At 73.7% G+C, this 24,179-nt stretch carries 16 protein-coding genes; 9 read left to right on the top strand and 7 right to left on the bottom strand.

All coding sequences use genetic code 11. The annotated features are described in order from the left end of the window. Positions 1-52: 52 nt before the first annotated feature. A complete protein-coding gene (locus MF406_RS01245) occupies positions 53-1,507 on the top strand; it encodes a CCA tRNA nucleotidyltransferase (RefSeq protein ID WP_242896225.1) in 1,455 nt (484 codons plus the stop codon). Between the two features lie 67 nt (positions 1,508-1,574). Here MF406_RS01245 and MF406_RS01240 read toward each other — a convergent pair whose 3' ends face one another. Beyond that, the gene (locus MF406_RS01240; RefSeq protein ID WP_242896224.1) at positions 1,575-2,885 is read right to left on the bottom strand and encodes an MFS transporter; all 1,311 of its coding nucleotides are present in this window, start codon (positions 2,883-2,885) and stop codon (positions 1,575-1,577) included. Positions 2,886-3,051: 166 nt separating this feature from the next. Here MF406_RS01240 and MF406_RS01235 point away from each other — a divergent pair, with 166 nt between their 5' ends. Continuing rightward, positions 3,052-5,898: a cation-translocating P-type ATPase gene (locus MF406_RS01235; RefSeq protein ID WP_242896223.1), complete on the top strand. Its 2,847-nt coding sequence runs from the start codon at positions 3,052-3,054 to the stop codon at positions 5,896-5,898. A gap of 162 nt (positions 5,899-6,060) precedes the next feature. Here MF406_RS01235 and MF406_RS01230 read toward each other — a convergent pair whose 3' ends face one another. From MF406_RS01230 to MF406_RS18975, 3 genes are all read right to left on the bottom strand, one after another. Next, a complete protein-coding gene (locus MF406_RS01230; RefSeq protein ID WP_242896222.1) occupies positions 6,061-7,017 on the bottom strand; it encodes a hypothetical protein in 957 nt (318 codons plus the stop codon). A gap of 318 nt (positions 7,018-7,335) precedes the next feature. Then, on the bottom strand, positions 7,336-8,415 hold the full coding sequence (locus MF406_RS01225; protein WP_242896221.1) for an inositol-3-phosphate synthase: 1,080 nt from the start codon (positions 8,413-8,415) through the stop codon (positions 7,336-7,338). Continuing rightward, entirely contained in the window at positions 8,412-9,326 is a 915-nt protein-coding gene (locus tag MF406_RS18975; protein ID WP_371744559.1) for a helix-turn-helix transcriptional regulator, read from the bottom strand. The genes MF406_RS01225 and MF406_RS18975 overlap by 4 nt, the downstream gene beginning before the upstream one ends. 558 nt (positions 9,327-9,884) lie before the next feature. Between MF406_RS18975 and MF406_RS01215 the strand changes: the two genes are divergently transcribed. The 5 genes from MF406_RS01215 (at position 9,885) to rplI (ending at position 14,229) form a co-directional block, all read left to right on the top strand. Further along, positions 9,885-12,191 (top strand): transglycosylase domain-containing protein, encoded by a 2,307-nt coding sequence (locus MF406_RS01215; protein WP_242896220.1) that lies wholly within the window; start codon positions 9,885-9,887, stop codon positions 12,189-12,191. Between the two features lie 354 nt (positions 12,192-12,545). Continuing rightward, positions 12,546-12,836, top strand: coding sequence for a 30S ribosomal protein S6 (gene rpsF, locus MF406_RS01210; protein WP_242896219.1), 291 nt, complete (start codon positions 12,546-12,548; stop codon positions 12,834-12,836). A 37-nt stretch (positions 12,837-12,873) separates the two neighbouring features. Next, on the top strand, positions 12,874-13,434 hold the full coding sequence (locus MF406_RS01205) for a single-stranded DNA-binding protein (RefSeq protein WP_242896218.1): 561 nt from the start codon (positions 12,874-12,876) through the stop codon (positions 13,432-13,434). Positions 13,435-13,525: 91 nt separating this feature from the next. Beyond that, positions 13,526-13,762: a 30S ribosomal protein S18 gene (rpsR, locus tag MF406_RS01200; protein WP_242896217.1), complete on the top strand. Its 237-nt coding sequence runs from the start codon at positions 13,526-13,528 to the stop codon at positions 13,760-13,762. A gap of 14 nt (positions 13,763-13,776) precedes the next feature. Continuing rightward, complete coding sequence (gene rplI, locus MF406_RS01195; protein ID WP_242896216.1) at positions 13,777-14,229, top strand: 50S ribosomal protein L9; 453 nt, start codon at positions 13,777-13,779, stop codon at positions 14,227-14,229. 423 nt (positions 14,230-14,652) lie between these two features. Here the strand turns inward: rplI and MF406_RS01190 are convergent, their stop codons facing one another. Continuing rightward, complete coding sequence (locus MF406_RS01190; RefSeq protein WP_242896215.1) at positions 14,653-16,506, bottom strand: arylsulfotransferase family protein; 1,854 nt, start codon at positions 16,504-16,506, stop codon at positions 14,653-14,655. Between the two features lie 103 nt (positions 16,507-16,609). Continuing rightward, complete coding sequence (locus MF406_RS01185) at positions 16,610-17,980, bottom strand: MATE family efflux transporter (RefSeq protein WP_242897907.1); 1,371 nt, start codon at positions 17,978-17,980, stop codon at positions 16,610-16,612. Between the two features lie 589 nt (positions 17,981-18,569). On the opposite strand from MF406_RS01185, the gene dnaB reads away from it, so the two are divergent. Then, the gene (gene dnaB / locus MF406_RS01180) at positions 18,570-21,161 is read left to right on the top strand and encodes a replicative DNA helicase (protein ID WP_242896214.1); all 2,592 of its coding nucleotides are present in this window, start codon (positions 18,570-18,572) and stop codon (positions 21,159-21,161) included. Between the two features lie 701 nt (positions 21,162-21,862). Here the strand turns inward: dnaB and MF406_RS01175 are convergent. Further along, complete coding sequence (locus MF406_RS01175) at positions 21,863-22,930, bottom strand: LacI family DNA-binding transcriptional regulator (protein WP_242896213.1); 1,068 nt, start codon at positions 22,928-22,930, stop codon at positions 21,863-21,865. 118 nt (positions 22,931-23,048) lie between these two features. On the opposite strand from MF406_RS01175, the gene MF406_RS01170 reads away from it, so the two are divergent. Next, on the top strand, positions 23,049-24,176 hold the full coding sequence (locus MF406_RS01170) for an FAD-binding oxidoreductase (protein WP_242896212.1): 1,128 nt from the start codon (positions 23,049-23,051) through the stop codon (positions 24,174-24,176). Positions 24,177-24,179: the final 3 nt, after the last annotated feature.

Raw genomic sequence — 24,179 nt, 5'->3', positions numbered from 1 at the left:
CTCATCCGGAGGCGGGGGGTAGGCACCGGGCGGGGCGTGGCACCCTGGGCCGGTGCCCTCCCCCCGCACCGCCGGCCCCCCGTCCGAGCTCCGCCGCACCGCGCTGGCCGCGCTGGCGGCGCTGCCGCCCGCCGTCGCCGAGCTCGGCCGGACCTTCGCCGGTGCCGGGCACGAGCTGGCGCTGGTCGGCGGGTCGGTCCGCGACGCCGTCCTCGGGGCCGTCTCGCACGACCTGGACTTCGCCACCTCCGCCCGGCCGGAGGAGACCGAGCGGCTGCTGAGGGCCTGGGGGGACGCCTGCTGGGACATCGGCAAGGAGTTCGGCACCATCGGCGCCCGCCGCGGCGACGTGGTCGTGGAGGTCACCACCTACCGCACCGAGGACTACGAGGTCGGCTCCCGCAAGCCGGTGGTGCGCTACGGCGACACCCTCGAGGGGGACCTGTCCCGCCGGGACTTCACCGTCAACGCCCTGGCCGTGCGGCTGCCCCAGCTTGAGCTCGTCGACCCGCACGGCGGGCTGACCGACCTGGCCGAGCACGTGCTGCGCACCCCGGTGGGCGCCGAGCAGTCCTTCGACGACGACCCGCTGCGGATCATGCGGGCCGCCCGGTTCGCCGCCCAGCTCGGGTTCGACGTCGCCGAGGACGTGATGCGGGCCATGTCCGCGATGGCCGCCCGGCTGGAGATCGTCTCCGCCGAGCGGGTCCGCGACGAGCTCACCCGGCTGGTCACCGCCCGCTGGCCCCGCCGCGGCCTGGAGCTGATGGTCTACACCGGCGTGGCCGAGGTCGTGCTGCCCGAGCTGGCCCAGCTCCAGCACACCGTGGACGAGCACAAGCGGCACAAGGACGTCTACGAGCACACCCTCACCGTCCTGGACCAGGCGATCGCGCTGGAGACCGGGCCGGACGGGCCGGTGCCGGCCCCGGACCTGGTCCTGCGGCTGGCCGCGGTCATGCACGACGTCGGCAAGCCCGCCACCCGCCGCTTCGAGCCCGGCGGCGGAGTCAGCTTCCACCACCACGAGACGGTCGGCGCGAAGCTCACCGCCCGCCGGCTCAAGGCGCTGCGGTTCGACAAGCAGACGGTCCGGGACGTCTCCCGGCTGGTCGAGCTGCACCTGCGGTTCCACGGCTACGGCGACGGCGCCTGGACCGACTCGGCGGTGCGGCGCTACGTGACCGACGCCGGGCCGCTGCTCGAGCGGCTGCACCGGCTCACCCGCGCCGACTCCACCACCCGCAACCAGCGCAAGGCCCTGCGGCTGCAGGCCGCCTACGACGACCTCGAGGAGCGGATCGCCCGGCTGCGGGAGCAGGAAGAGCTCCGGGCCATCCGGCCCGAGCTCGACGGCCAGGAGATCATGGCCATCCTCGGCGTGCCGGCCGGGCCGGTGGTCGGGGAGGCCTACCGGTTCCTGCTCGACCTGCGGATGGAGCGCGGCGTGATCGGCAAGGACGCCGCGACGGAGGCGCTGCTGGCCTGGTGGGCCGCCCGGGACTGACGACGGCGGCCGGCCGACGGCGGGAGGCCGACGGCGGGAGGTCCTCGGCGGCCCGCCCCCGCCCGGCTCAGGGGTGCTCGGCGGCCAGCACCGGCGCCGGCCGGTCCCCGCGGCGGGTGGTCGCCGACCGGTAGACGGCCGCGGTGACCAGGTAGACCGCCGTCAGCACCACGAACGCCGCCCGGGACCAGCCGGTGTCCGGCAGCGCGACCGCGGCCAGCGCCGCCGCGGCGACGAACGCCGCGTTGTACAGCACGTCGTAGAGGGCGAAGGCCCGGCCCCGGAAGGAGTCGTCGGTGTCCCGCTGGACGATGGTGTCCACCGCGATCTTCGCGCCCTGCACCCCCACCCCGAGGAGCACCGCGGAGACCACGAGGACCCCGCGCGCCGGCGCCGTGGTCAGCAGCGCCTGGCTCAGGCCCGCCGCGGCCAGGCACACCACCACCCAGGTGGAGGCGTGCATCCGGGTGTAGGCCAGCGGCGTGAGCACGATCGCCAGCCCGTTCCCGGCGAAGGAGACCCCGGTCAGCAGCGCGAAGCTGGCCAGCCCGGCGCCCGCGTCGGCCGGGCTGTTGAGCAGGTTGCGGGAGATCAGCAGCAGAGCGATGAAGTTCATCCCGTACAGGAACCGGTGGACCGCCATCACCCCGAGCGCCAGCCCCGGGGTGCGCCGGGCCACCAGGTACCGGGCGCCGTCGACCATCTCCGCCGCCGTCGCCCGGAGCTGCACCCACAGCCCCGCGGCCGGCTGCGACCCCGGCCCCAGCTGGCCCGGCCGGAGGCGCAGCGCGAGCCCGGACGCCACCGCGAAGAACGCGGCCGCCGTCGCCAGGACGACGCCGTCCTCGACCCGGCTGGCCGGGGCGAACCAGCCGATGAGCAGGCCGACGCCGGCCCCGACGACCGCCGAGACCGCACCCAGGGTGGGGGTGAGGGCGTTGGCCATCAGCAGGTGCTCGCGCGGCACGACCCGCGGCAGCCCGGCGGACAGCGCGGCGAGCAGGAACCGGTTGACGCCGAGCGTGACCAGGGCGAGGACGTACACCACCGGCCCGACGCCCACGGTGACCATGAGCAGCGCGAGCACCACGGTGAGGACCACCCGCACCGCGTTGCCGTAGGCCAGCACCTGACGCCGGCGCCACCGGTCCAGCAGCGGCCCGGCGAACGGGCCGACGACCGTGAACGGCAGCAGCAGGACGGCGAACGCCGCGGCCACCGAGCCGGCCGTGGCCATCCGCTCGGGGCTGAAGAAGAACAGGGTGGCCAGCCCGATCTGGAACATCCCGTCGCCGCACTGGGAGACCAGCCGGACGGCGAAGAGCTTCCGGAAGCCGTCGTTGACCGCGAGGGTGCGCAGGTCGGAGAGGATGCTCACGCGGCCGAACCGGGGAGGGCGGGGGTGGTCGGCACCGGGGCAGGCTATCCGACGGCGCCCGCACCCCTCGGGCGGCGTCCCGGCCCCCGCCGGACCGATGTCCCGAGCTGCCCCCGCCGGCCCGGGGGACGATGGTGGACGTGACCCGACCGCCCCGGAGGATGCCGTGACCGACGCCCCGCGACCCGCCCCGGCCGCCCGGCCGCCGTCGGCAACGGCCACCGCGGACCCGGACCCGTCGCTGCGCGACGCCGCCGACGTCGCCCGCGACCTCGGCGTCGACCCGGACACCGGGCTGACCTCCGCCGAGGCCACCCGCCGGCTCGAGGCCGACGGCCCCAACGAGCTGCGCTCCGCCCCGCCGGTGCCGCTGTGGCGCAAGGTCCTCGGCCAGCTCCAGGACCCGCTGGTCTACCTGCTGCTGCTCGCCATCGTCATCTCGGTCGCCGCGTGGGCGGCGGAGGGGGCGAGCGGGCTCCCGGTCGACGCGATCGTCATCGCCGCCGTCGTGATCCTCAACGCCGTGCTCGGCCTCGTCCAGGAGAGCCGCGCCGCCGACGCGGTCGCCGCCCTGCGCACCATGACCCAGGCCACCTCGACGGTCCTGCGCGACGGCGAGCTGCGCACCGTCCCCGCCGCCGAGCTCGTCCGTGGCGACGTCCTCGTCCTCGGCGAGGGCGACGCCGTCGGCGCCGACGCCCGGCTGCTCACCGCCACCGCCCTGCGGGTGTCCGAGGCGTCCCTGACCGGGGAGAGCGCCCCGGTGACGAAGAACCCGGCCACCCTGCCCGGGCCGGCCCCGCTCGGCGACCGGCTCGACATGTTGTTCCGGGGCACCGCCGTCGCCCAGGGCGTCGGCCGCGCCGTCGTGACGAGCACCGGCATGGCCACCCAGATGGGCGCGATCGCCGAGATGCTCGAGGCCACCGAGGCCGACCCCTCGCCGCTGCAGCGGGAGATCGCCGGGGTGAGCAAGCTCCTCGGGATCACCGTCGTGGTCATCGCCGTGGTCGTCATGGTGGTCACCGCCCTGGTCAACGACGTCTCCTCGCCGGCCGACCTGGTCACCGTCCTGCTCCTCGGCGTCTCCCTCGCCGTCGCCGCCGTGCCGGAGGGCCTGCCGGCGATCCTGTCGGTGGTCCTCGCCATCGGGGTGCAGCGGATGGCACGCCGCAACGCCGTCGTCAAGAAGCTCCACTCGGTGGAGACGCTGGGGTCCGCGTCGGTCATCGCCTCGGACAAGACCGGCACGCTGACCCGCAACGAGATGACCATCGAGCGGGTGGTCAGCGCCTCGGGGGAGGCGGAGGTCACCGGCGCCGGGTACCGGCCGGACGGGGAGGTGCTGGCCGACGGCGAGCCGCTCGGCGACGGGGCGCTGCTCACCGAGGCCCGGCTCGTCCTCGCCGGCGGCGCGCTGGCGTCCAACGCCCAGCTCGCCGAGCGGGACGGGGAGTGGGAGGTCCAGGGCGACCCGACCGAGGCGGCGTTCCTGGTCGCCGCCCGCAAGCTCGCCCCCGCCGCCGCCGAGCTGGACCGGTTCCGCCGCCGCGCCGAGGTCCCCTTCACCTCCGAGCGCAAGATGATGTCCGCCCTGGAGGAGAAGGTCGCCGACGGCGGCCGGGTGCTGATGGCCAAGGGCGCCCCGGACGTCCTGCTCGGCCGGTGCACCCGGGTGCGGGTGGGCGAGGAGGTCGTGCCGCTCGACGACGCCCGGCGCACCGAGTTCCTCGGCGCCGTGGAGCGGCTCTCCGGCCAGGCGCTGCGCACCCTCGCCGTCGCCTACCTGCCCTCGGCGGAGACCGGCGACCGGGTGGCCGGGGACGAGGTCGACGAGTCCGTCGAGCGTGACCTGGTCTTCGTCGGGGTCGCCGGGATCATCGACCCGCCGCGCACCGAGGCGGCCCGCGCCGTCGACGAGGCCCACCGGGCCGGCGTGCGGGTCATGATGATCACCGGGGACCACCCGGCGACGGCGCAGCGCATCGCCGCGGACCTCGGCATCGTCGAGCCGGGGGCCCGGGTGGTCACCGGCGCGGAGCTGGACCGGCTGGACGACGCCGGGCTGCGGGACGTCACCCGCGAGGTCTCGGTGTACGCGCGGGTCGCGCCGCAGAACAAGCTGCAGATCGTCGACGCGCTGCAGGCCGACGGGCAGGTCGTGGCGATGACCGGCGACGGCGTCAACGACGCCCCGGCGCTGAAGTCCGCCGACATCGGGGTGGCGATGGGCATCACCGGGACGGAGGTGACGAAGGAGGCCGGCACCATGGTCCTCGGCGACGACAACTTCGCCACCATCGTCGCCGCGGTGCGGCAGGGCCGGGTCATCTTCGACAACATCAAGAAGTTCCTGCGCTACCTGCTCTCGTCGAACATGGGCGAGGTCTTCAGCGTGTTCCTCGGGGTGGTGCTCGCCGGGGCGATCGGCCTGGCCGGGGCCGACGACGAGGCGGTGGTGGTGCCGCTGCTCGCCACCCAGATCCTGTGGATCAACCTGGTGACCGACTCCGGGCCTGCGCTGGCGATGGGCGTGGACCCGGAGATCGACGACGTGATGGCCCGCCCGCCGCGGCCGGTGACCGAGCGGATCATCGACCGGCGGATGTGGACCGGGGTGCTGGCCATCGGGCTGGTGATGGGGGTGGCGTCGCTGCTGACCATCGACATCTTCCTGCCCGGCGGGCTGGTCGCCGGCGAGGACAGCCTGGAGGTGGCGAGGACGGCCGGGTTCACCACCCTGGTGTTCGCCCAGCTGTTCAACGTCTTCAACTCCCGCTCGGAGACGACCAGCGCGTTCCACCGGCTGTTCGTGAACAGGTGGCTGTGGGGCGCCGTGGCGCTCGCCGCGGTGCTGCAGCTTGCCGTGGTCGAGGTGCCGTTCCTGCAGGTGGCGTTCGGCACCGCGCCGCTGGACCTGGAGCACTGGGCGATCTCGCTGGCGATGGCCTCGTCGGTGCTGTGGTTCGACGAGCTGCGCAAGCTGGTGTGGCGGGCGCGGCACCGGGGGTGAGGGGACTCCTGCGCCTGCGTCCGCCGCGCCTGCGTCCGCCTCTGCCCCCTGACGCCTGCGCCCTGCGCCTGCGCCCTGGCCCCTTCCCTCGCCCCCGCCGCCGGCCTCGCACCTCGCATGGATGTCCTCACCCCAGCGGCTTGGCCCTAGCCACCTCGCACCTCAGCCGCTCCAGGTCCGGACCGCGCAACCGTCCCCGCACCGCCGCGGTGTTCCGGACCAGCCGCGAACGCGCAGGGCCTCGGCCACCTGCGCAGCTGTGCGGCAGGGCGAGGCGACCACGTGGCTCCACCGGTAGCGCAGGGTGATCTCACCGCCGTGGACCTGAACGGCGTTGTCGCGCCACACGTCCCGGTCGGTCCGCCCGCCGGGATGGGCCAGCTCGCCGTCGAGCTCGATGCGGACACCCTGGCCCTTGTACCGGCGGTCCGCACGGATCCACGAACCGTCGAGGACCTCGCGGACTTGGAGCGTGGAGACCGGCAGGCCGTGCGGTCGCTCGACGTCGGTCCCGTACCGGTACTCGAGCGGCGACTCGACCCCTGCGTCCGCCTCGGCCACGAGGTCGAGGAGCAACCCGCGACCGCGTAGCCGTGCCCGACTCATGATCTCGCGCCGGAGGTCGGCCGGCCGGGCCCCACGCCGCACCGCCTCGCACAGGAACCCCACTGCCTCGTCGGGCGTCCTCGCCCGGTCGGCGAGGTCGACCGCCACCCCGGGGAGCCACACGGCGCGCAGCGGACCCGGGGAGGTCCGCGGCATCTGCCGGCGCTGATAGATCCGCAACCCCTGCTGGGGCACAACCGTTCGGCCGTGCGGGACGATCAGCTCCACGACGCGGGGCGGCTTGCTGACGACGCCATGGCGGTAGGCGGCCGACAGGTGGCTCAGCGCCGCCCCGTCGCCGGCGTAGAGAAGGGCCGCCTGCGCCCTCGTCTCCCAGCGCGGCGGTGCGGTGTTGAGGACGTAGACGCCCGGGTGCTGGCGCACCCACCGCCCGGCGCGAAGGTTCCCCCGCATCCACGAGTCCGTTGCACCGAGCTCGATCAGCTGGCCACGGCTCGCGGCAAAGAACTGCCGGCCGGCGAGTGCCGCGAGCGCCGGATCGTCGAACCGCATGCGTGCAGGGTGCCCAGGCGGGTGCGTGAAGTGACGTTGGGCAGTGACGCGGGGTGGAGGCGGTGCCGGAGGGGCGGTACCTGTGGATAGGCGACCGGACCCCCTGACCAGGATGACCTCCGGAGGTAGAAATGTACGAGATCGGCACGAGATCGCCTCCGGAGGTGGTTTTGGTCAACCGGTGAGCCGGTCGGCAGTAGCGCGCCGAGTCCGGTGAGCCGGTCAGCCCCGCCGCTCGGCCCTACCTCGCGCCGCCACCAGCCCGGACGCCGACAGGAGCCCGGACGCCGCCAGCAGCCCGGACGCCGCCGCCCACACTCACCGCTCCAGCTCCCCCGCGATGAACGCCTCGACCGACTCCCGCGCCAGGTCGTCCGGGCGCTGCTCCGGCGGGGACTTCATGAAGTAGGACGACGCCGAGAGCAGCGGCCCGCCGATGCCGCGGTCCAGCGCGATCTTCGCCGCCCGCACGGCGTCGATGATGATCCCGGCCGAGTTGGGCGAGTCCCACACCTCGAGCTTGTACTCCAGGTTCAGCGGCACCTCCCCGAACGCCCGGCCCTCCAGGCGCACGTACGCCCACTTGCGGTCGTCCAGCCACTGCACGTAGTCCGAGGGCCCGATGTGCACGTTCTTCGCCCCGAGGTCGTGCTGGACGTTGGAGGTCACCGCCTGGGTCTTGGAGATCTTCTTGGACTCCAGCCGGTCCCGCTCGAGCATGTTCTTGAAGTCCATGTTCCCGCCGACGTTGAGCTGGTACGTCCGGTCCAGCACGACGCCGCGGTCCTCGAACAGCTTCGCCAGCACCCGGTGCGTGATGGTGGCGCCCACCTGGGACTTGATGTCGTCCCCGACGATCGGCAGGCCGGCGGCGGTGAACTTCGCCGCCCACTCCTCGGTGCCGGCGATGAACACCGGCAGGGCGTTGACGAAGGCCACCCCGGCGTCGAGCGCGCACTGGGCGTAGAACTTCGCCGCCTCCTCCGACCCGACGGGCAGGTAGCAGACGAGCACGTCGGCGCGGGCCTCGCGCAGCGCGGCGACGACGTCGACCGGCTCGGCCACCGACTCCTCGATCGTCTCCCGGTAGTACCGGCCCAGCCCGTCGTAGGTGTGCCCACGCTGGACGGTGACGCCCAGCGGCGGCACGTCGCAGATCTTGATGGTGTTGTTCTCCGAGGCGTTGATCGCCTCGGCCAGGTCCGTGCCGACCTTCTTGCCGTCGACGTCGAACGCCGCGACGAACTCGATGTCCCGGACGTGGTAGTCGCCGAACTGCACGTGCATCAGCCCCGGGACGGTGCTCTCGGGGTCAGCGTCGGCGTAGAAGTGCACGCCCTGGACGAGCGCGGACGCACAGTTCCCGACGCCCACGATCGCGACGCGGATGGCGCTCATGCTTGCTCCTTGGGGTTGGTTCCAGCGGGGGCGGGCTCGCCGGCGGCGGCCTCGGTCGGGGTCCCGGTGGTGGGGGTGGTCCCGGTGGTCGGTGTGACTCCGGGTGGGGTGGCCCCGGTGGTCGGGGCGCTCCGGGCGGTTGCGGTGCTCCCGGGCCCAGGGGTGGTCCCGGGCTCCGGGGTGGTCCCGGTGGTCGGTGTGGTCGCGGTCTCCGGGGCGATCCCGGTGGTCGGTGCCGTTCCGGTCTCCCGGGTGCTCCCGGTGCCCGAGGTGGCCCCGGTCTCCGGCATGCTTCCGGCCGGCGCCCCGGGCGTTGCCGGGCGTCCCGACGGCGACGCCCGGGCGGTGTGGTCCGGTGCGCCCCGGGTGCCGCGCTCGGTGTCGATGACCCGCTCGAGCCACTCCACCTCGCGCTCGAGCTGGTCGAGCCCGTGCCGGGCCAGCTCGCGGGTGTAGCTGTCCATCCGGCGCGAGGTCCGCCCGAAGGACTGCCGGAGCGTCTCGCTGCGCTCGACCATCCGGGCCCGGCGACCCTCTAGGATCCGCAGCCGGGTGCCGGCGTCGGTGCTGCCGAACAGCGTGAACCGAATGTCGAAGACGTCGTCGTCCCAGGCCGCCGGGTCGGCGGTGGCAAGAGAGCCGGCCAGGTGGTCCCGGCCGGCGTCGGTGAGCCGGTAGACGATCCGGCCGCGCCGACCGGCCCGTGGCCCGGGCGCCGCGGGCGGCTCCTCGGCGGCGATGAGTCCACGCTCGGTCAGCGAGCGCAGCGCGGGGTAGAGCGAGCCGTAGGACAGGGTGCGGAAGGCGCCGAGGGCGGCATTGAGGTGCTTGCGCAGCTCGTAGCCGTGCATCGGTGCCTCACGGAGCCGGCCGAGGATGGCCAGCTCCAGCACCTGCGCCCGTGCGCTCACGCCGTCCTCCCGTGTCCGTCCCGGCCTGGTGGTCCCGGCACCGGTCGTGCTAGCGCCGCAATATATCGCACCGATATATTGCAGACGACGACGGCGACCCGCGGTGCCGCCGCGACCACGCCTCGGGCGGCGGCCACAGCCCGGGCGGCGGCCAGAGCCCGGGCGGTGGCCACAGCCCCGTTCCGGGCCGCACCTCGGTGGCCACCGGGGCGGGGAGCGGCGAAGCGCCGGTAGCCACATCCCGGTGACCCGCGCGGCACCGGGCGGCCGAGCGCCGTCGACCGCCGGCCCAGCGCCGTCGGCCGGGCGCGCCGGACCGCCACGGCCGGCTGAACAGCGCCGCACCGCGCGTCCCCAGCCACGTCGGCAGCGCTCGCGCTGGCCCGCCGCACCCCTGTGAGCCGCACCGCACTTGTCCCGCCAGCACCGCCGCTCCCAGGTGCCTCGCGCATACTGTGGAGCGACCCGTGCCCGGGACGGCGCCGTACCCGCGCCGACGGCGCACGGACCGACACCCACCACCGAACCACAGACCGGGACGGCGAAAGGCAGGCCCGCGTGGCACGCACCCCCTCCACCGGCCAGGCCCCCGAGCGGGGCCGGCCGGCCCCGCCCAGGCGGCGGCTGAACTACCCCCGGGCGGGCAAGGGGCCCATTGCGCGCTGGCTGCCGAGCTGGCGGGTGGTGCTGGGTGCAGCCCTGACGGGGATCGCCGTCGTGCTGGGCGTGTTCATCTTCGCCTACGCCACCACCGACGTGCCCGAGCCGGACGACTTCGCCATGGCCGAGTCCACCACGGTCTACTTCGCCGACGGCGAGACCCCGATGGGCTCCTTCGCCGAGGTGGACCGGCAGAGCGTCCCGCTGGACACGCTGCCCGAGCACGTCGGGGCCGCCGTCGTCGCCTCCGAGGACCGCCGCTTCTACCAGAACAACGGGATCGACCCGAAGGGCCTGGCCCGGGCGCTGTGGAACAACGTGCGCGGCCTGCCCACCCAGGGCGGGTCCACGCTGACCCAGCAGTACGTCGAGCGGTACTACGTCGGGTCGACGACGAGCTACGCGGGCAAGTTCAAGGAGACCATCCTCGCGCTGAAGATCGACCGGTCGCAGTCGAAGGAGGCGATCCTCGAGAACTACCTCAACACCATCTACTTCGGGCGCGGCGCCTACGGGATCGAGAAGGCCGCGCAGGCCTACTTCGGCAAGCCGGCCGCCGAGCTGACCATGCCCGAGTCCGCGCTGCTGGCCGGGATCATCCCCGCCCCGAGCGCGTGGGACCCGGCCGTCGACCCCGAGCGGGCCGAGCAGCGCTGGGAGCGGGTGATGGACCTCATGGCCGAGGACGGGTGGATCACCGCCGAGGAGCGGTCCGCCGCCACCTACCCCCAGGCCCTCCCGCCCAACGCCCAGAACGAGCTCGAGGGCCCGAACGGGTACCTGCTGCAGATGGTCCGCGAGGAGCTCGTCGAGGACGCCGGGATGACCGAGGAGGAGATCGACACCCGCGGCCTGGACATCGTCACCACCATCGACAAGCCGAAGCAGGACGCCGCCGTCCAGGCGGTGGCGAACCTCCCCGCGGACCGGCCGGCCAACAACCGGGTCGCGCTGGTCTCCCTCGACCCCTCCTCCGGGGCGATCGTGGCCCTCTACGGCGGGCCGGACTACCTCACCCAGTCCCGCAACGCCGCCACCCAGGACGTGGCCCAGGGCGGGTCGACCTTCAAGCCGTTCGCCCTGGTCGCGGCGCTGGAGTCCGGGGTCTCCCTGCAGACCCGCTACGCCAGCTACGCCCCGATGGAGATCGAGGGCTACGACTTCCCGGTGTCCAACTTCGACCGGATCAACCGCGGCCGGATCAACCTCGTCGAGGCCACCGCGAACTCGGTCAACACCGTCTACGCCCAGCTGAACGTCGACGTGGGGCCGGAGAAGACGGTCGACGTCGCCACGCGGGCCGGCATCCCGGCCGACACCCCCGGACTGGTCGCCTCGCCGTCGAACGTCCTCGGGCCGGCCTCGCCGCACCCCATCGACACGGCGACGGCGTTCGCGACCTTCGCGGCCCAGGGGGTGCGGCACGACCCGTTCATCGTCGAGGAGGTCCGCGACGGCGACGGCGACGTCGTCTACACCGGCGGCGCCGAGGGCGAGCGGGTCTTCGCCGAGGACGTCATGGCCGACGCCACCTACGCCATGCAGCAGGTGGTCCGGCGCGGGACGGGCGAGACGGCCAGCGAGATCGGCCGCCCGGCCGCCGGCAAGACCGGCTCCTCCAACGCCTACCGGTCTGCCTGGTTCTCCGGGTTCGTGCCCCAGCTCGCCACCACCGTGGCGATGTACCAGGTCGGCGAGGACGGCACCGAGGAGGAGCTGACCGGCTTCGGCGGGGTCCGCACCATCGCCGGCGGGACCTACCCCACCCAGGTCTGGCGCGACTACATGCTCGTCGCGACCGAGGGCATGCCGGTGGAGGAGTTCCCCGAGCGGGCCGGGGTCGGCCGGGTCGGCTACGGCTCGGGCACCTCGGACACGACCCCGCGGCGCCGCTCGACCGAGGCGCCGGCGCCGGCTCCCGCGCCGGCGCCCACGACGGAGGCCCCCACCGAGACGCCCACACCCGAGCCGACGACGCCCGAGCCCACCGAGACGCCGACGCCGACGCCGACCCCGACGCCGGAACCCACCCAGCCGCCCCCGGCCACCCCCGCCCCGACCCCGCCGCCGACGACCCCAGCGCCGCCCAGCCCGGCGCCGACGACCCCGGCGCCGCCGGCCACCACCGAGCCCACCCAGCCGGTCCAGCCCCCGGCGGCGCCGCCCGCGGACGGCGCGGGCCCGCCCGCGGGGCCGGGCGGGTAGCGCGGGCAGCGGGGAGACCTGGCCAGCCCCTCGGCGTCGCCGGGGCGCCAGCTCGCCCGTGGCGGCAGCCCGCCCCGGCGCCCCAACCTGGCGCGACGGCGGCCGGCCGGGCACCTGATGCACGCCCAGCGGCCTGACGCACCCCCGGCGGCACCTGAGGCACCCCCAGCGGCACCCGTGGCACCCTCGCCGGCACCTGTGGACAACCCCACGGACCGGCCGACGGCGTCGTTACGGTAGGGTGGTCCGCTGGCCCAGGTCCTCCGCGCACCCGCGCACGACCGGCCGACAACGCATGACCCTCCTGTCACGGAAGGACCGTGACCGCCTGAGTCCAGAGGAGGTGGGTACCGCGTGCGTCACTACGAGCTGATGATCATCCTCGACCCCGAGGTCGACGAGCGGACGGTCGCCCCGTCGCTCGACAAGCTGCTCACGGTCGTCAAGACCGGCGGCGGGACCGTCGACAACGTCGACATCTGGGGCAAGCGCCGGCTCGCCTACGACATCGACAAGCGTTCCGAGGGCATCTACGCCGTGGTCGACATGTCGACCACGCCCGAGCTCGCCCAGGAGCTCGACCGCCAGCTCGGCCTGAACGAGGCCGTCCTGCGCACCAAGCTCATCCGCCCGGACGCCCACTGAGGCGCGCCCGGCCCCACCTACCCGCAGGAGCAAGGACATGGCAGGCGAGACCGTCATCACCGTCGTCGGGAACCTGACGGCGGACCCCGAGTTACGCTTCACCGCCTCCGGGTCGGCCGTGGCCAGCTTCACCGTGGCGTCCACGCCGCGGACCTTCGACCGGCAGGCCAGCGAGTGGAAGGACGGGGAGACCCTGTTCATGCGCTGCTCGGTCTGGCGGGAGGCCGCGGAGAACCTCGCGGAGTCGCTGACCAAGGGCACCCGCGTCATCGTCCAGGGCCGGCTGCAGCAGCGGTCCTTCGAGACGCGCGAGGGCGAGAAGCGCACGGTGGTGGAGATGCAGGTCGACGAGGTCGGTCCGTCCCTCCGGTACGCCACCGCCAAGGTCACCCGCGCCCAGCGCGGCGGCGGCGGAGGCGGTGGCGGGTACGGCGGCGGCCAGGGCGGCAACCAGGGCGGCTTCGGCAACCAGGGCGGCGGCTACGGCGGCCAGCAGGGCGGCGGGTACAACGCCCCCGGCGGCGGCCAGGCCGACGACCCCTGGGCGCAGAGCCCCACCGGCGGCTCGAGCGCGTTCAACGACGAGCCCCCGTTCTAGGCACAGAACGCTCGCGCGGCGCCCCGGCGGCCGCGCACCAACTTTCGACTCGCGCGGCCCGGCCGCGCACGGATCATCGAGGAGCACCACCATGGCGAAGCCAGTCCTTCGCAAGCCCAAGAAGAAGGCGAACCCGCTGAAGTCGGGGAAGATCGACAACATCGACTACAAGGACACCGCCCTGCTGCGGAAGTTCGTCTCCGACCGCGGGAAGATCCGGGCCCGCCGGGTCACCGGGGTGTCCGTCCAGGAGCAGCGCCGCATCGCCAAGGCCGTCAAGAATGCCCGCGAGATGGCGCTGCTGCCCTACTCGAGCTCGGCTCGCTGAGGCAGGAGACACAGATGGCAAAGCTGATCCTGACCCACGAGGTCTCCAACCTCGGCACCCCAGGCGACGTGGTCGAGGTCAAGGACGGGTACGCCCGGAACTACCTCGTCCCCCGCGGCCTGGCCACCCGGTGGACCAAGGGCGGCCAGAAGCAGGTCGACCAGATCACCGCGGCCCGCAAGGCCCGCGCGATCCACACCGTGGAGGAGGCCCGTGACCTGCGCGACCGGCTGCAGGCCGCCCCGGTCACCGTCGCCGCGCGCGCCGGCGACAACGGCCGCCTGTTCGGCGCCGTCACGGCCACGGACATCGCGGAGGCGGTGAAGGCCGCCGGCGGGCCCGAGCTCGACCGCCGCCGGATCGAGGTCCCCACCCCGATCCGGTCCCTCGGCCAGCACCGGATCCTCGTGCGGCTGCACCAGGACGTCCAGGCCACCGTCGATGTCGAGGTCGTCCCGGCCGGCTGACCCCGGCCGACGGCGCCCGGGCGGGTGGTGCTGTCGTCCTTCGGGCCGACGGCGCCCGGCCCGGTCGTGCTGTCGTCCTGCGGGCCGACGGCGCCCGGCCCGGTGGTGCTGTCGCGTCCTGCGGGCCGACGGCGCCCGGCCGGGTCTGCCCGGCGGTGCTGCCCGCACGGTCCCGCCGTCGTCGCTAACCCATGGCCCGGCCCCACACGGGGCCGGGCCTCGGCTGTTGGCCCCGCGGCCGCTTGACCCAGTCGACCGGTAGAGATCAGAGCCGACGGTCGCCGGGCCCTGCGGCCGCTTCATCCCACCTGATCGCCAGAGATCAGCGCCGCTGGTCGCCGGCCGCACGGCGGTCGTCGCCCCGGCACATCCGGAGACCGCGCCGTCAACCGCCGGTCGCCCCGGCCTGCGCGCGGCCGGGCCTCAGTCGTCGGCCGCCCCCACCGCCGCCCGGCCGAGCACCGCCCCGGAGTCGTCGAGCGCCTCGACCGCCAGCCCATCCGGCCCCGTCCCCGCGGGCAGCGGGAGGCGCGTCTCGAACCCCTCCCGCGGGCCGGCGGCCACCTCGGTCCCGCTGGCGTCGCGGACCCGCCAGGCCGCGACCTCGGTCGCCCCGTTCCAGCTGACCGCCACCGCCCCGTCGGCGACCACGGCCGCCGGGTCCGTGCGCGGCCGGCCGGTCCACTCCACCCGGCGGGCCCGGTAGGAGGTGACCTGCAGGTCCTTGGGCACCGCGCCGTCGAGCCGCACGGCGCCGTCGCCGGACATCAGGGTGAACCGGGGCAGGCTGCCCCAGCCCAGCAGCACGTCGCCGTCGGGCAGCTGCTGGAAGCTGCCCTGGCTCTCGGCGAAGAGCCCCTCGGGGTGGGGGTACTCGCGGACGAGCTCGGCCGTCATGGCCGACTCGTCGACGTCCAGGACCAGCCCGCGGGAGGACTCCCGGGTGGTCGGCCCGCACGTGCCGCCGTTGTCGAAGAGGGTGATCGACCCGTCCGCCCCCCGGCGGGCGTCGTGCTGCTTGAGGAAGCCCGCCCCCTCGCCCAGGGCGAAGTCGCTCTCCCGGCCGCCCAGGCGCCAGTGGACGGACCCGGTGACCCGGTCGATGTCGTAGACGGCGCAGGTGTGCCGGGCGGAGAGCAGCAGGCTGCTGTCGTCGTCGACGGCTATCGAGTTGAGGTGGAAGTAGTCGAACCGCGGGCCGTCGTCGGCCGGCAGGTAGGACTCCGCCAGGCCGACGGCGCCGACGCTGTGCCACTCGAAGAGCACGGCGCCGGTCTCGAGGTCGATCTCCTGGACGATGTTGTCGATGACCTGCCCGGACGTCGGCCCGCCGGCCCGGGAGAGGTCCATCCGCACCGGCTCGTAGGCCAGCAGGAGCATCGTGCCGTCCGCGGTGAGCAGCGCCTCGTGCGGGTCGGCGTCGTAGCCGACCATCCGGACGCGGGCGACCTCCTCGTAGGCGGTGTCGACGACGACGGCCTCGCCGTAGCCGTACCCGGTCGCGTTGCGGCCCTCCCACCAGGTCAGGACCGGGGCGCCGGCGAGCGTCTGCACCGTGACGTCGCGGGCGTCGACCCCGGTCAGCGGGCGGAACCAGACCGGCTCGCCGGCGTCGTCGACCAGCATCGGCCCCTTCTGCCCGTAGCCGTTCTTCACGCCGAGCGCGGTCAGGCCGGGGGTCGCCTGGTTCGCCTCCCCGGCGGGGGCGGTGCCCGCCTTGGGCCCGGTGACGTCGACCACCGGCGGGTTGATCCCGGGGGCCGAGGCGTACTGCCGGACGTGCTCGACGGCGAGCGTCTCCTCGCCGTCGGCCGGCGGCTCCCCGACCTCCTGCACCGGCGGGACCGGCAGCCGCGGCCGGTCTCCGAGCACGGCGACCCGCACGGTGTAGTCCCCGTCCTCGGCGCCCCGAACGTCCTGCGCCGTCGTCACCCTCACCTCCTCGCCCTCGGCGAACGGCTCGTCGGGCACGAAGCTGACCCCCGCGCCGTCGGAGTGCGGCAGCCGGCTGCCGCTGTGCTCCCCGCTCTCCGACCCGACGACGGCGACCTCGCCCAGGTCCGCCGCGGCGACCCCCCGGAAGCTCAGCTGGGACCGCGGGTGGACCGTCGCGGTGCCGGGCACGGGGAAGGCGGAGACGTCGCCGGCGGAGGCGTCGACCGCCGCGATCGTCGGCTCCGGCGGGTCGGTACGGACGAGCTGGGCGACGCCGAGGCCCGCCCCGCCGAGCAGGGCGAGCCCCGCCGCGACGACGGCGACCGGCCGGGTGATGCGCATGGGTGCATCCTCGCCCATCGGGCCGGGCGGCTGCGCGGCGGTGGCGGCGTGCCCGGTCCGGGCGGCCCTGCCTGCTCAGCGCGGCGCTCGGCACCTGCCCCGCTCAGCGCTCGGCGCCCAGCACCATCCACGACGTGCCGCGCGCCCGCAGCCCGGTGGTCGCCGCCCGCGCCAGCATGAACGCCCCGCCGAAGGCCGCCCACAGCCAGGCCAGCCCGGCCGCCCCGCCGGGCGCCCAGGCCCACACCGCGGCGGCGAGCGGGGCGTAGACGACGACGGTCGCGACCCCGGCCCAGGCCAGGTACCGCCCGTCGCCGGCACCGATCAGGACGCCGTCGAGCACGTACACCCAGCCGGCGATCGGCAGGCACGCCCCGGCCACCACCAGCCCGACGGCGACCGCAAGGCGGACCTCGGGGTCGCCGGTGAACAGCGGGGCCAGCCACCACCCGGCCGCGGCGAAGACCAGCCCGAGGACGGCCCCGCCCACCGTGCCCCAGCGCAGCGTCCGGGACAGCACGCGCCGCACCAGGGCGGGGTCGCCGCGGCCGAGCCCCTGCCCGACCAGCGCCTGGGCGGCGATCGCCAGGGAGTCCAGGCCGAACGCCGCCAGCCCCCACATGGCGTTGACCACCTGGTAGGCGGCCAGCGTGACCGCGCCCAGCGCCGTCGCGACGGCGACCGTCAGCAGGATCGCCGCCCGCAGGGTGAGGGTGCGCACCAGCAGCGGCAGGCCGGCCAGCGCGGCGGACCAGATGCCCGCGCCGCGCGGCCGCAGCCCCACCCCGGCGGCGCGGGCGCCGCGCACGACCACCGTCACCAGCGCCGCGGCCATGGCGGTCTGCGCGACGGCGGTGCCCAGGCCGGAGCCGGCCACGCCCAGCCCGATGCCGTAGATGAACAGCGCGTTCAGGCCGACGTTGGCCACCGCCCCGCAGGCCGCCACCACGAACGGCGTGCGGGTGTCGAGCAGCCCGCGCAGGGTGCCGGTGGCGGCGAGCACGAGCAGCATGCCGACCAGCCCGGGGGCGGAGAAGCGCAGGTAGGCGACGGCGTGCGGGGCCACCGCCGGCGGGGCGCCCATCGCCGCGACCACCCACGGCGCCGCGACGACGGCGACCGCGGCGGACACCAGGCCGAGGACCAGCGCCAGCCACATGCCGTCCACCCCGGCCGCCACCGCGCCCACCCGGTCCCCGGCCCCGATCCGCCGGGAGGTGGCCGCCGTCGTGGCGTAGGCCAGGAAGACGAACACGCCGACGACGGTGGTGAGCAGGGTCGAGCTCAGCGACAGGCCCGCCAGCTCCCCGGTGCCCAGCCGGCCGACCATCGCCGAGTCCACCAGCACGAACAGCGGCTCCGCCACCAGCGCGCCGAGCGCGGGGACCGCGAGGGCGAGGATCTGCCGGTCGAGGTCGCGGCCGGTGGGGGCCGCCGCCGTGGGGCTGGGGGCCGGCGCTCCGGGGCCCGGGATCGTGCCGCGCACCTCGGGGACCGTGCCGCCCACCTCGGGGACCGTGCTGCCCACCTCGGGCACGGCCCCTCCTGCGGGCACCGCGCCGCCCGCCCCGGGGACCGTGCTGCCCCCTCCCGGAGCCGTGGCACCTCCCGGGGGAACCGCGCCGCCGGCCTCTGCCTCAGGTACCGCTCTAGGGTCACGGACGGACTCGGGAGTGTCGTCCACTGATATCGGTCCCTCTTTCTGTCCACACCCTGTGCAACCGGCTGGGGACGCGCTGCGGCCCCGGAGCGCGAATCCCACCGCTGTTCTCCACACGGTTGTCCACCGGCTGTGCACAACCGCTGGTCCGCCGTCCCCACGCGGTCCACAGGATAGGTCGCCCCCGTGCACACCCCGGGTTCGCTGGGGAGGAGCGCGCCGGCGTACGGTCGCGCGGGCGGACGATCTGGCCGGACGACCGGCGGGGCGGACGACCTCGCCCGGACCGGCCGGGCCGACTGCCTCGCCGGACAGCCGAGCTGGTCGCACGACCGGCGGGTCCGCCGGCGATGTGGGTGGCGGGCGGTAGGACTGGCCGTAGACGCGGCAGAAGGAGTGCTCAGTGACGGTCGACGAGCAGATCGGGTCCCGGACCTTCGACCTCCGGGAGTCCTTCGACCGCACCCCGCCGCAGGACGTGGCCGCCGAGCAGAGCGTGCTGGGCGGCATGCTGCTGTCCAAGGACGCCATCGCCGACGTCGTCGAGGAGATCCGCGGCAACGACTTCTACCGCCCGGCGCACGAGCTCATCTACGAGGCGGTCATCGACCTCTACGGCCGGGGGGAGCCGGCCGACGCCGTCACCGTGGCGGCGGAGCTGACCAAGCGCGGGGAGCTCGGCCGGGTCGGCGGCGCCCCGTACCTGCACACGCTGATCTCCTCGGTGCCGACGGCAGCCAACGCCGGCTACTACGCCCGGATCGTCCGCGAGCAGGCCGTGCTGCGCCGGCTGGTGGAGGCCGGCACCCGGATCGTCCAGCTCGGCTACGCCACCGACGGCGGCGACGTCGAGGACCTGGTCAACTCCGCCCAGGCCGAGGTCTACGCGGTCACCGAGCGGCGCACCAGCGAGGACTACGTGCCGCTGCGGGACACCATCAACCTGACGATGGAGGAGATCGAGCACGCCGCGGACCGGGGGGAGGGCATGGTCGGCGTCCCGACCGGGTTCGCCGACCTGGACGCGCTGACCAACGGCCTGCACGGCGGGCAGATGATCATCATCGCGGCCCGGCCGGCCATCGGGAAGGCGCTCGCGCTGGACACCCCGCTGCCCACCCCGACGGGGTGGACCACCATGGGCGAGGTCCGGGTGGGCGACGAGCTGCTCGCCGGCGACGGCACGCCCACGAAGGTCGTGGCCGCTACCGAGGTCATGGTCGACCGGCCCTGCTACGAGATCACCTTCGACGATGGCACCACGGTCGTCGCCGACGCCGAGCACCTGTGGCTGACCGAAAGCCGTGCGTCACGCAGGTCCGCGCAGGCTGCAGCGGCGCAGTACAACCGCTCCCGACATCAGCAGACCTTCCCCGAGGTTCGGACGACGCGGGCGATCGCCGAGACGCTGAGGTGCTCGACTGCTGACATGCGACTGAACCACTCCGTCGTGAACGCGAAGCCGCTCGAGCTGCCGGAGGCAGAGCTCCTGGTTGATCCGTACGTTCTTGGTGTATGGCTGGGCGACGGAAGCAGCGCGGAAGCGCGATTTACGACCGGTGACCCCGAGATCGCCACGAACGTCAGGGCGGCGGGGTACGCGGTCCGGGCGGGGGCTCGGTTGAGCTATTCCATCGCTCAGCCACTCACAGGGCGCCTGAGGGTTCCCTCTCCTGCTGGCGTCGCGTCCCTAGCGCTTGCCTCGCCAGATGGCGCCGCCCACGGCGCAACCGTTCCAAACCGGTCGCCGAAGGGCATGTCGCGAGCGTGTGTCTACTGCGCGGCGCCCGCTGCGGGGCGTCTCTGCATGAGCTGTTGGCGAGCCCGTGGGAGTGTGCGTGCCAGGTTGCGCACGATCGGTGTCCTGGGTTCGAAGCACATCCCGATGCAGTACCTGCGTGCGAGCGTCGATCAACGTCGGGCGCTGCTTGCCGGTCTGCTCGACACCGACGGCACGGTCAGTCCCACCGGGTCGGTCCAGTTCACAGTCACGAGCAGGCGCCTCGCCAGGGACGTCCGTGAACTCCTGCATACCCTCGGATACCGCACTGGGTGGTCAGAGCGGACGGTCCGCGGCCGCCGCGCGGAGAACTCCACCGCGTGGACTATCACCTTCACGACCGATGATGACGTCTTCGCCCTGCCGCGCAAGCAGCAGACGCAGCGCGACAGGCGGCGGCACGCCACACCCCGGCGAACGTCGCGCTTCATCACCAAGGTTCGCCCGGTGGACAGCGTCCCCGTGCGGTGCGTCCAGGTCGACCACCCGACCCACCTGTACCTGGCGTCGCGGTCGATGATCCCGACCCACAACTCCACTATCGCCCTGGACATGTGCCGGTCGGCGTCTATCAGGCACGGGCTCACGTCGGTGATCTTCTCCCTGGAGATGGGCCGCACCGAGCTCACCATGCGGCTGCTCTCCGCCGAGGCCCAGGTGCCGCTGCAGAACATGCGCAAGGGCACCATGCGGGAGGAGGACTGGACCCGCATGGCGACGGCGATGAGCCGGGTCTCCGAGGCGCCGCTGTTCATCGACGACAGCCCGAACATGTCGCTGATGGAGATCCGGGCGAAGTGCCGCCGGCTCAAGCAGCGGCACGACCTCAGGCTCGTCGTCGTGGACTACCTGCAGCTGATGAGCTCGGGCAAGCGGGTGGAGTCCCGCCAGCAGGAGGTCTCCGAGTTCTCCCGGGCCCTGAAGCTGCTCGCCAAGGAGCTCGACGTCCCGGTCATCGCCGTCGCCCAGCTCAACCGCGGCCCGGAGCAGCGGACGGACAAGAAGCCGATGATGAGCGACCTGCGCGAGTCGGGCAGCCTCGAGCAGGACGCCGACGTCGTCATGCTGCTCCACCGCGAGGACGCCTACGAGCGGGAGTCGCCGCGGGCCGGGGAGGCGGACATCATCGTGGCGAAGCACCGCAACGGGCCGACGGACACCATCGTCGTGGCGTTCCAGGGCCACTACTCGAGGTTCGTCGACATGGCGCGGTAGGGAGGCCGGGCGTCGGCAGCGCGTCCTGCAATCCGGGGCTTGTCGGGATGATGACAAGCGGAACGGGGCAAGGCTGTGATGTGAGACGGCCGGTCCAGCGCGAGGGCGAGGCGTTGAGTGATTCCTGGTAGCGGCGACCTCCGCCGACACTGCCGACGCGACCTTCTGCATCGTCATGCCGCTGCTCCTCTTCCGAACACAAACGAACCGCTGTCAGCCTCGGGGACGAAGGTTTCCGCCCAGCCTGCGGCCACGGTGCTCCGGGTCGTAATCGGGACGCTCGTCGGCATCTTGGGCCGGCGCGGTTCATGGTGGCTGCGACCGCGCCGCGGACCGTCTTCCTGGCCGGTCTTGCCGCCCTGCCCTGGCCTGGCTCGATCGGGTTGGGCTCTGGACGCTCTACCTGGCCGTGCTGTTATGGCCACGCTGGAGACGGCCGGCGACGCCGGGAAGGGTAGAGCGGCTGCCGTGGTCAGCGCTCCGGGCTCGAACGCGCCAACGGCCGGATCGCCGGTGGGCGCCGGGTCTCTCAGCTTTCGCGGCGCCACTGTCGGCACAGTCTCTTCCGCCCCGTCCGTCGTTGGACTCGTGCATGGCGTCGGGGGGTGTGTATCGCTTGCCCGCGTGGTGAGACCACCGTATCGCCACGTGATGGACCCCATCTGCGTGGCCCTGCTGGTGCGCATCGCGGCAATGCAGCACTACCAGGCCCGCGGGGGTCCCACCGAGTTCCTCTCGATGAACACGGTGGACATCAGCTCGTTCCTGGGCAGCTCCTCCGAGCCCGCGATGCGACCGATGAGGATCTCCCCGGCGCGGTAGCCGAGTGCCTGAGCCGGCTGGGAGACGACGGTGACCGACGGTGTGACGACCCCGGTCCAGTCGGCGTCGTCGAAGGCGACGAGCGAGATGTCCTCGGGCACCCGCAGCGGGGCCTCGCGGATTGCACGCAGTGCGCCGAGGGCGACGCGGCTGTCCGAGGCGAACAGCGCGGTGGGCGGCTCGGGCAGGGCGAGCATCTCGGTGGTGACTGCATGTGCCTGTTCGGGAGTGCCGGCCGCGGTCCGGAGGTAACGCTGAGGGTCGGGGATCCCGGCGTCGAGCATTCCGCGCAGGAAGCCCTCGACGCGGTCGCGACCGGTGGACACCCCCCTCTGGCCCGGAGCCGCCGGCTCTGACGCTCGCGTACCGCCGGTAACCATCGCGATCCGCCGGTGTCCGGCCTGCGCCAGGTGGGCAACGACCGCGGAGCTCGCGCGGAAGTTGTCGACGAGCACCATGTCCAGCTCCACGTTCTCGAGCCGCCGGTCGAGCAGCACCACGGGGCACCCCGAGCGCTGGGCGCGGACCAGGTGCTCGGTGCTGCCCGCGGTCGGTGCCACCACGAGCCCGTCGACCTGCTTCGCCAGCAGGATGTCCACCGCTGACCTCTCCCGGTCGGGATCCTCGTCGGTGTTGGACAGCAGCACCTCGAACCCGCCGGCCCGTGCGGCGTCGCTCACCCCGCGCACGGCAGCCGCGAAGAACGGGTTCTCGATGTCCGCCACCACGAGGCCGATTGTGTCGCTGCGTCCGGTGATGATCGCCCTGGCGAGGTCGTTGCGCTGGTAGCCCAGCTCTGCCGCCGCGGACAGCACCTTCTCCCGTGCCTGCTGGCTGACGGACCCATAGTTCCCGAGGGCACGTCCCGCGGTTGCTGTGGACACGCCCGCCGCGCGGGCCACCTGGGGGATGGAGACCTGGTCCCGTCTGGCCCTTGGCCTGCCCATGGCGCTCTCCTCGCGCGTACTTCTCGTGAACCTCTTGACGTCCGCCGGACCTGCTGAGAACCTTATCACTCTCGGATTGAGAACCTTCTCAATCCTGACCGCGAAGAGGTGAACGCTCATGCCTGAGCGAGTCCACAACGGCCGGGTCGCAGTCGTGGGCGGCGGAGTCCTCGGGGCCGCAACCGCCACCGCCCTGGCCCGGGAGGGCGCCCACGCCACACTGGTGACGGACGCCCAGCTCTCCAGCGGGGCTTCCGGCCGCTCGTTGTCCTGGCTGAACTCTTACGGCAGGCGCAGCGATGCCTACCACCAGCTGCGCATGCTCGGACTCGACCGCTACCGCAGGCTTGCCGCCGGAGGCGACGTCAGCGACTGGCTGCGCTTCGACGGTGGCCTCACCTGGGCACCGGCCGGCCGCGCGGAGCGTCACCAGGCGGACTTCGAGCACATGCGCCGGGTCGGCTATGACGCGCAGTGGCTCAGCCGCGACGACGTTGCCGCCAGGATCCCGGGTGTCGACCCTGCCGCCATACCGGACGAGGGTGCCATCTTCAACCCAGGCGAGGGGTGGGTCGAGCTTCCGTCGCTGATCGAGCATCTCGCCCATGAGTTCGTCTCGGCCGGCGGGACCGTCGTGGAGAACGCCGGCCGCTCGACCGTCGTCGTGAGCGACGACACCGTCACCGGAGTCAGGACTGCCTCCGGGAAGACCCTCGAGGTAGACGCGGCAGTCCTCGCAACGGGGCCGGCTGTCCCGGCCATGCTTGCCGACGTCGGCGTCACCGTCCCGGACGCTACCCCAGTGTCGCTGCTGGTGCGCACGCCGCCCGTGGGCGCCGACCTACGATCGGTCCTCAACACCCCTCGCGTAGCCATCCGGCCCGCGCCCGACGGCTGCCTGGTCATGGACGCCGGCTGGTCCGAGCGGGAGATCGTCATCGGCGAGAACGGCAGCTATGGCGTTCACGAATCCACGCTTGCCGGTCTTCTCGAGGAGGGCTCCCGCGTCCTCGCCGGCAACCCCACCTTGGAACTGAAGTCATACGGCGTAGGGCCCAAGCCCATCCCCGGCGATGGCGAGCCCGTCGTTGGCGAGTTGCCCGGCATCACTGGCTACCACGTCATCTTCACCCACTCCGGCGCCACCCTGGCGCTCATCATTGGTGAGCTTCTCGCCCGCGAGGTCGTCACCGGCACCCCCAGCCCCCTCCTGAGCTCCTTCCGCCCAGGCCGCTTTGGGGCCTGACCT

Origin of the sequence: Georgenia sp. TF02-10, assembly GCF_022759505.1 — a bacterium.
Taxonomy (GTDB): domain Bacteria; phylum Actinomycetota; class Actinomycetes; order Actinomycetales; family Actinomycetaceae; genus TF02-10.
The sequence above is the reverse complement of the archived record's forward strand: the minus strand, read 5'-3'. Positions and strand labels throughout refer to the sequence as shown.

Coding starts and splice junctions, on each gene's coding strand:
- MF406_RS01190 (WP_242896215.1), bottom strand. CDS start 16,506: ATGCGCATCACCCGGCCGGTCGCCGTCGTCGCGGCGGGGCTCGCCCTG.
- MF406_RS01225 (WP_242896221.1), bottom strand. CDS start 8,415: ATGAGCGCCATCCGCGTCGCGATCGTGGGCGTCGGGAACTGTGCGTCC.
- MF406_RS01205 (WP_242896218.1), top strand. CDS start 12,874: ATGGCAGGCGAGACCGTCATCACCGTCGTCGGGAACCTGACGGCGGAC.
- rplI (WP_242896216.1), top strand. CDS start 13,777: ATGGCAAAGCTGATCCTGACCCACGAGGTCTCCAACCTCGGCACCCCA.
- MF406_RS01230 (WP_242896222.1), bottom strand. CDS start 7,017: ATGCGGTTCGACGATCCGGCGCTCGCGGCACTCGCCGGCCGGCAGTTC.
- rpsR (WP_242896217.1), top strand. CDS start 13,526: ATGGCGAAGCCAGTCCTTCGCAAGCCCAAGAAGAAGGCGAACCCGCTG.
- MF406_RS01170 (WP_242896212.1), top strand. CDS start 23,049: ATGCCTGAGCGAGTCCACAACGGCCGGGTCGCAGTCGTGGGCGGCGGA.
- MF406_RS01175 (WP_242896213.1), bottom strand. CDS start 22,930: ATGGGCAGGCCAAGGGCCAGACGGGACCAGGTCTCCATCCCCCAGGTG.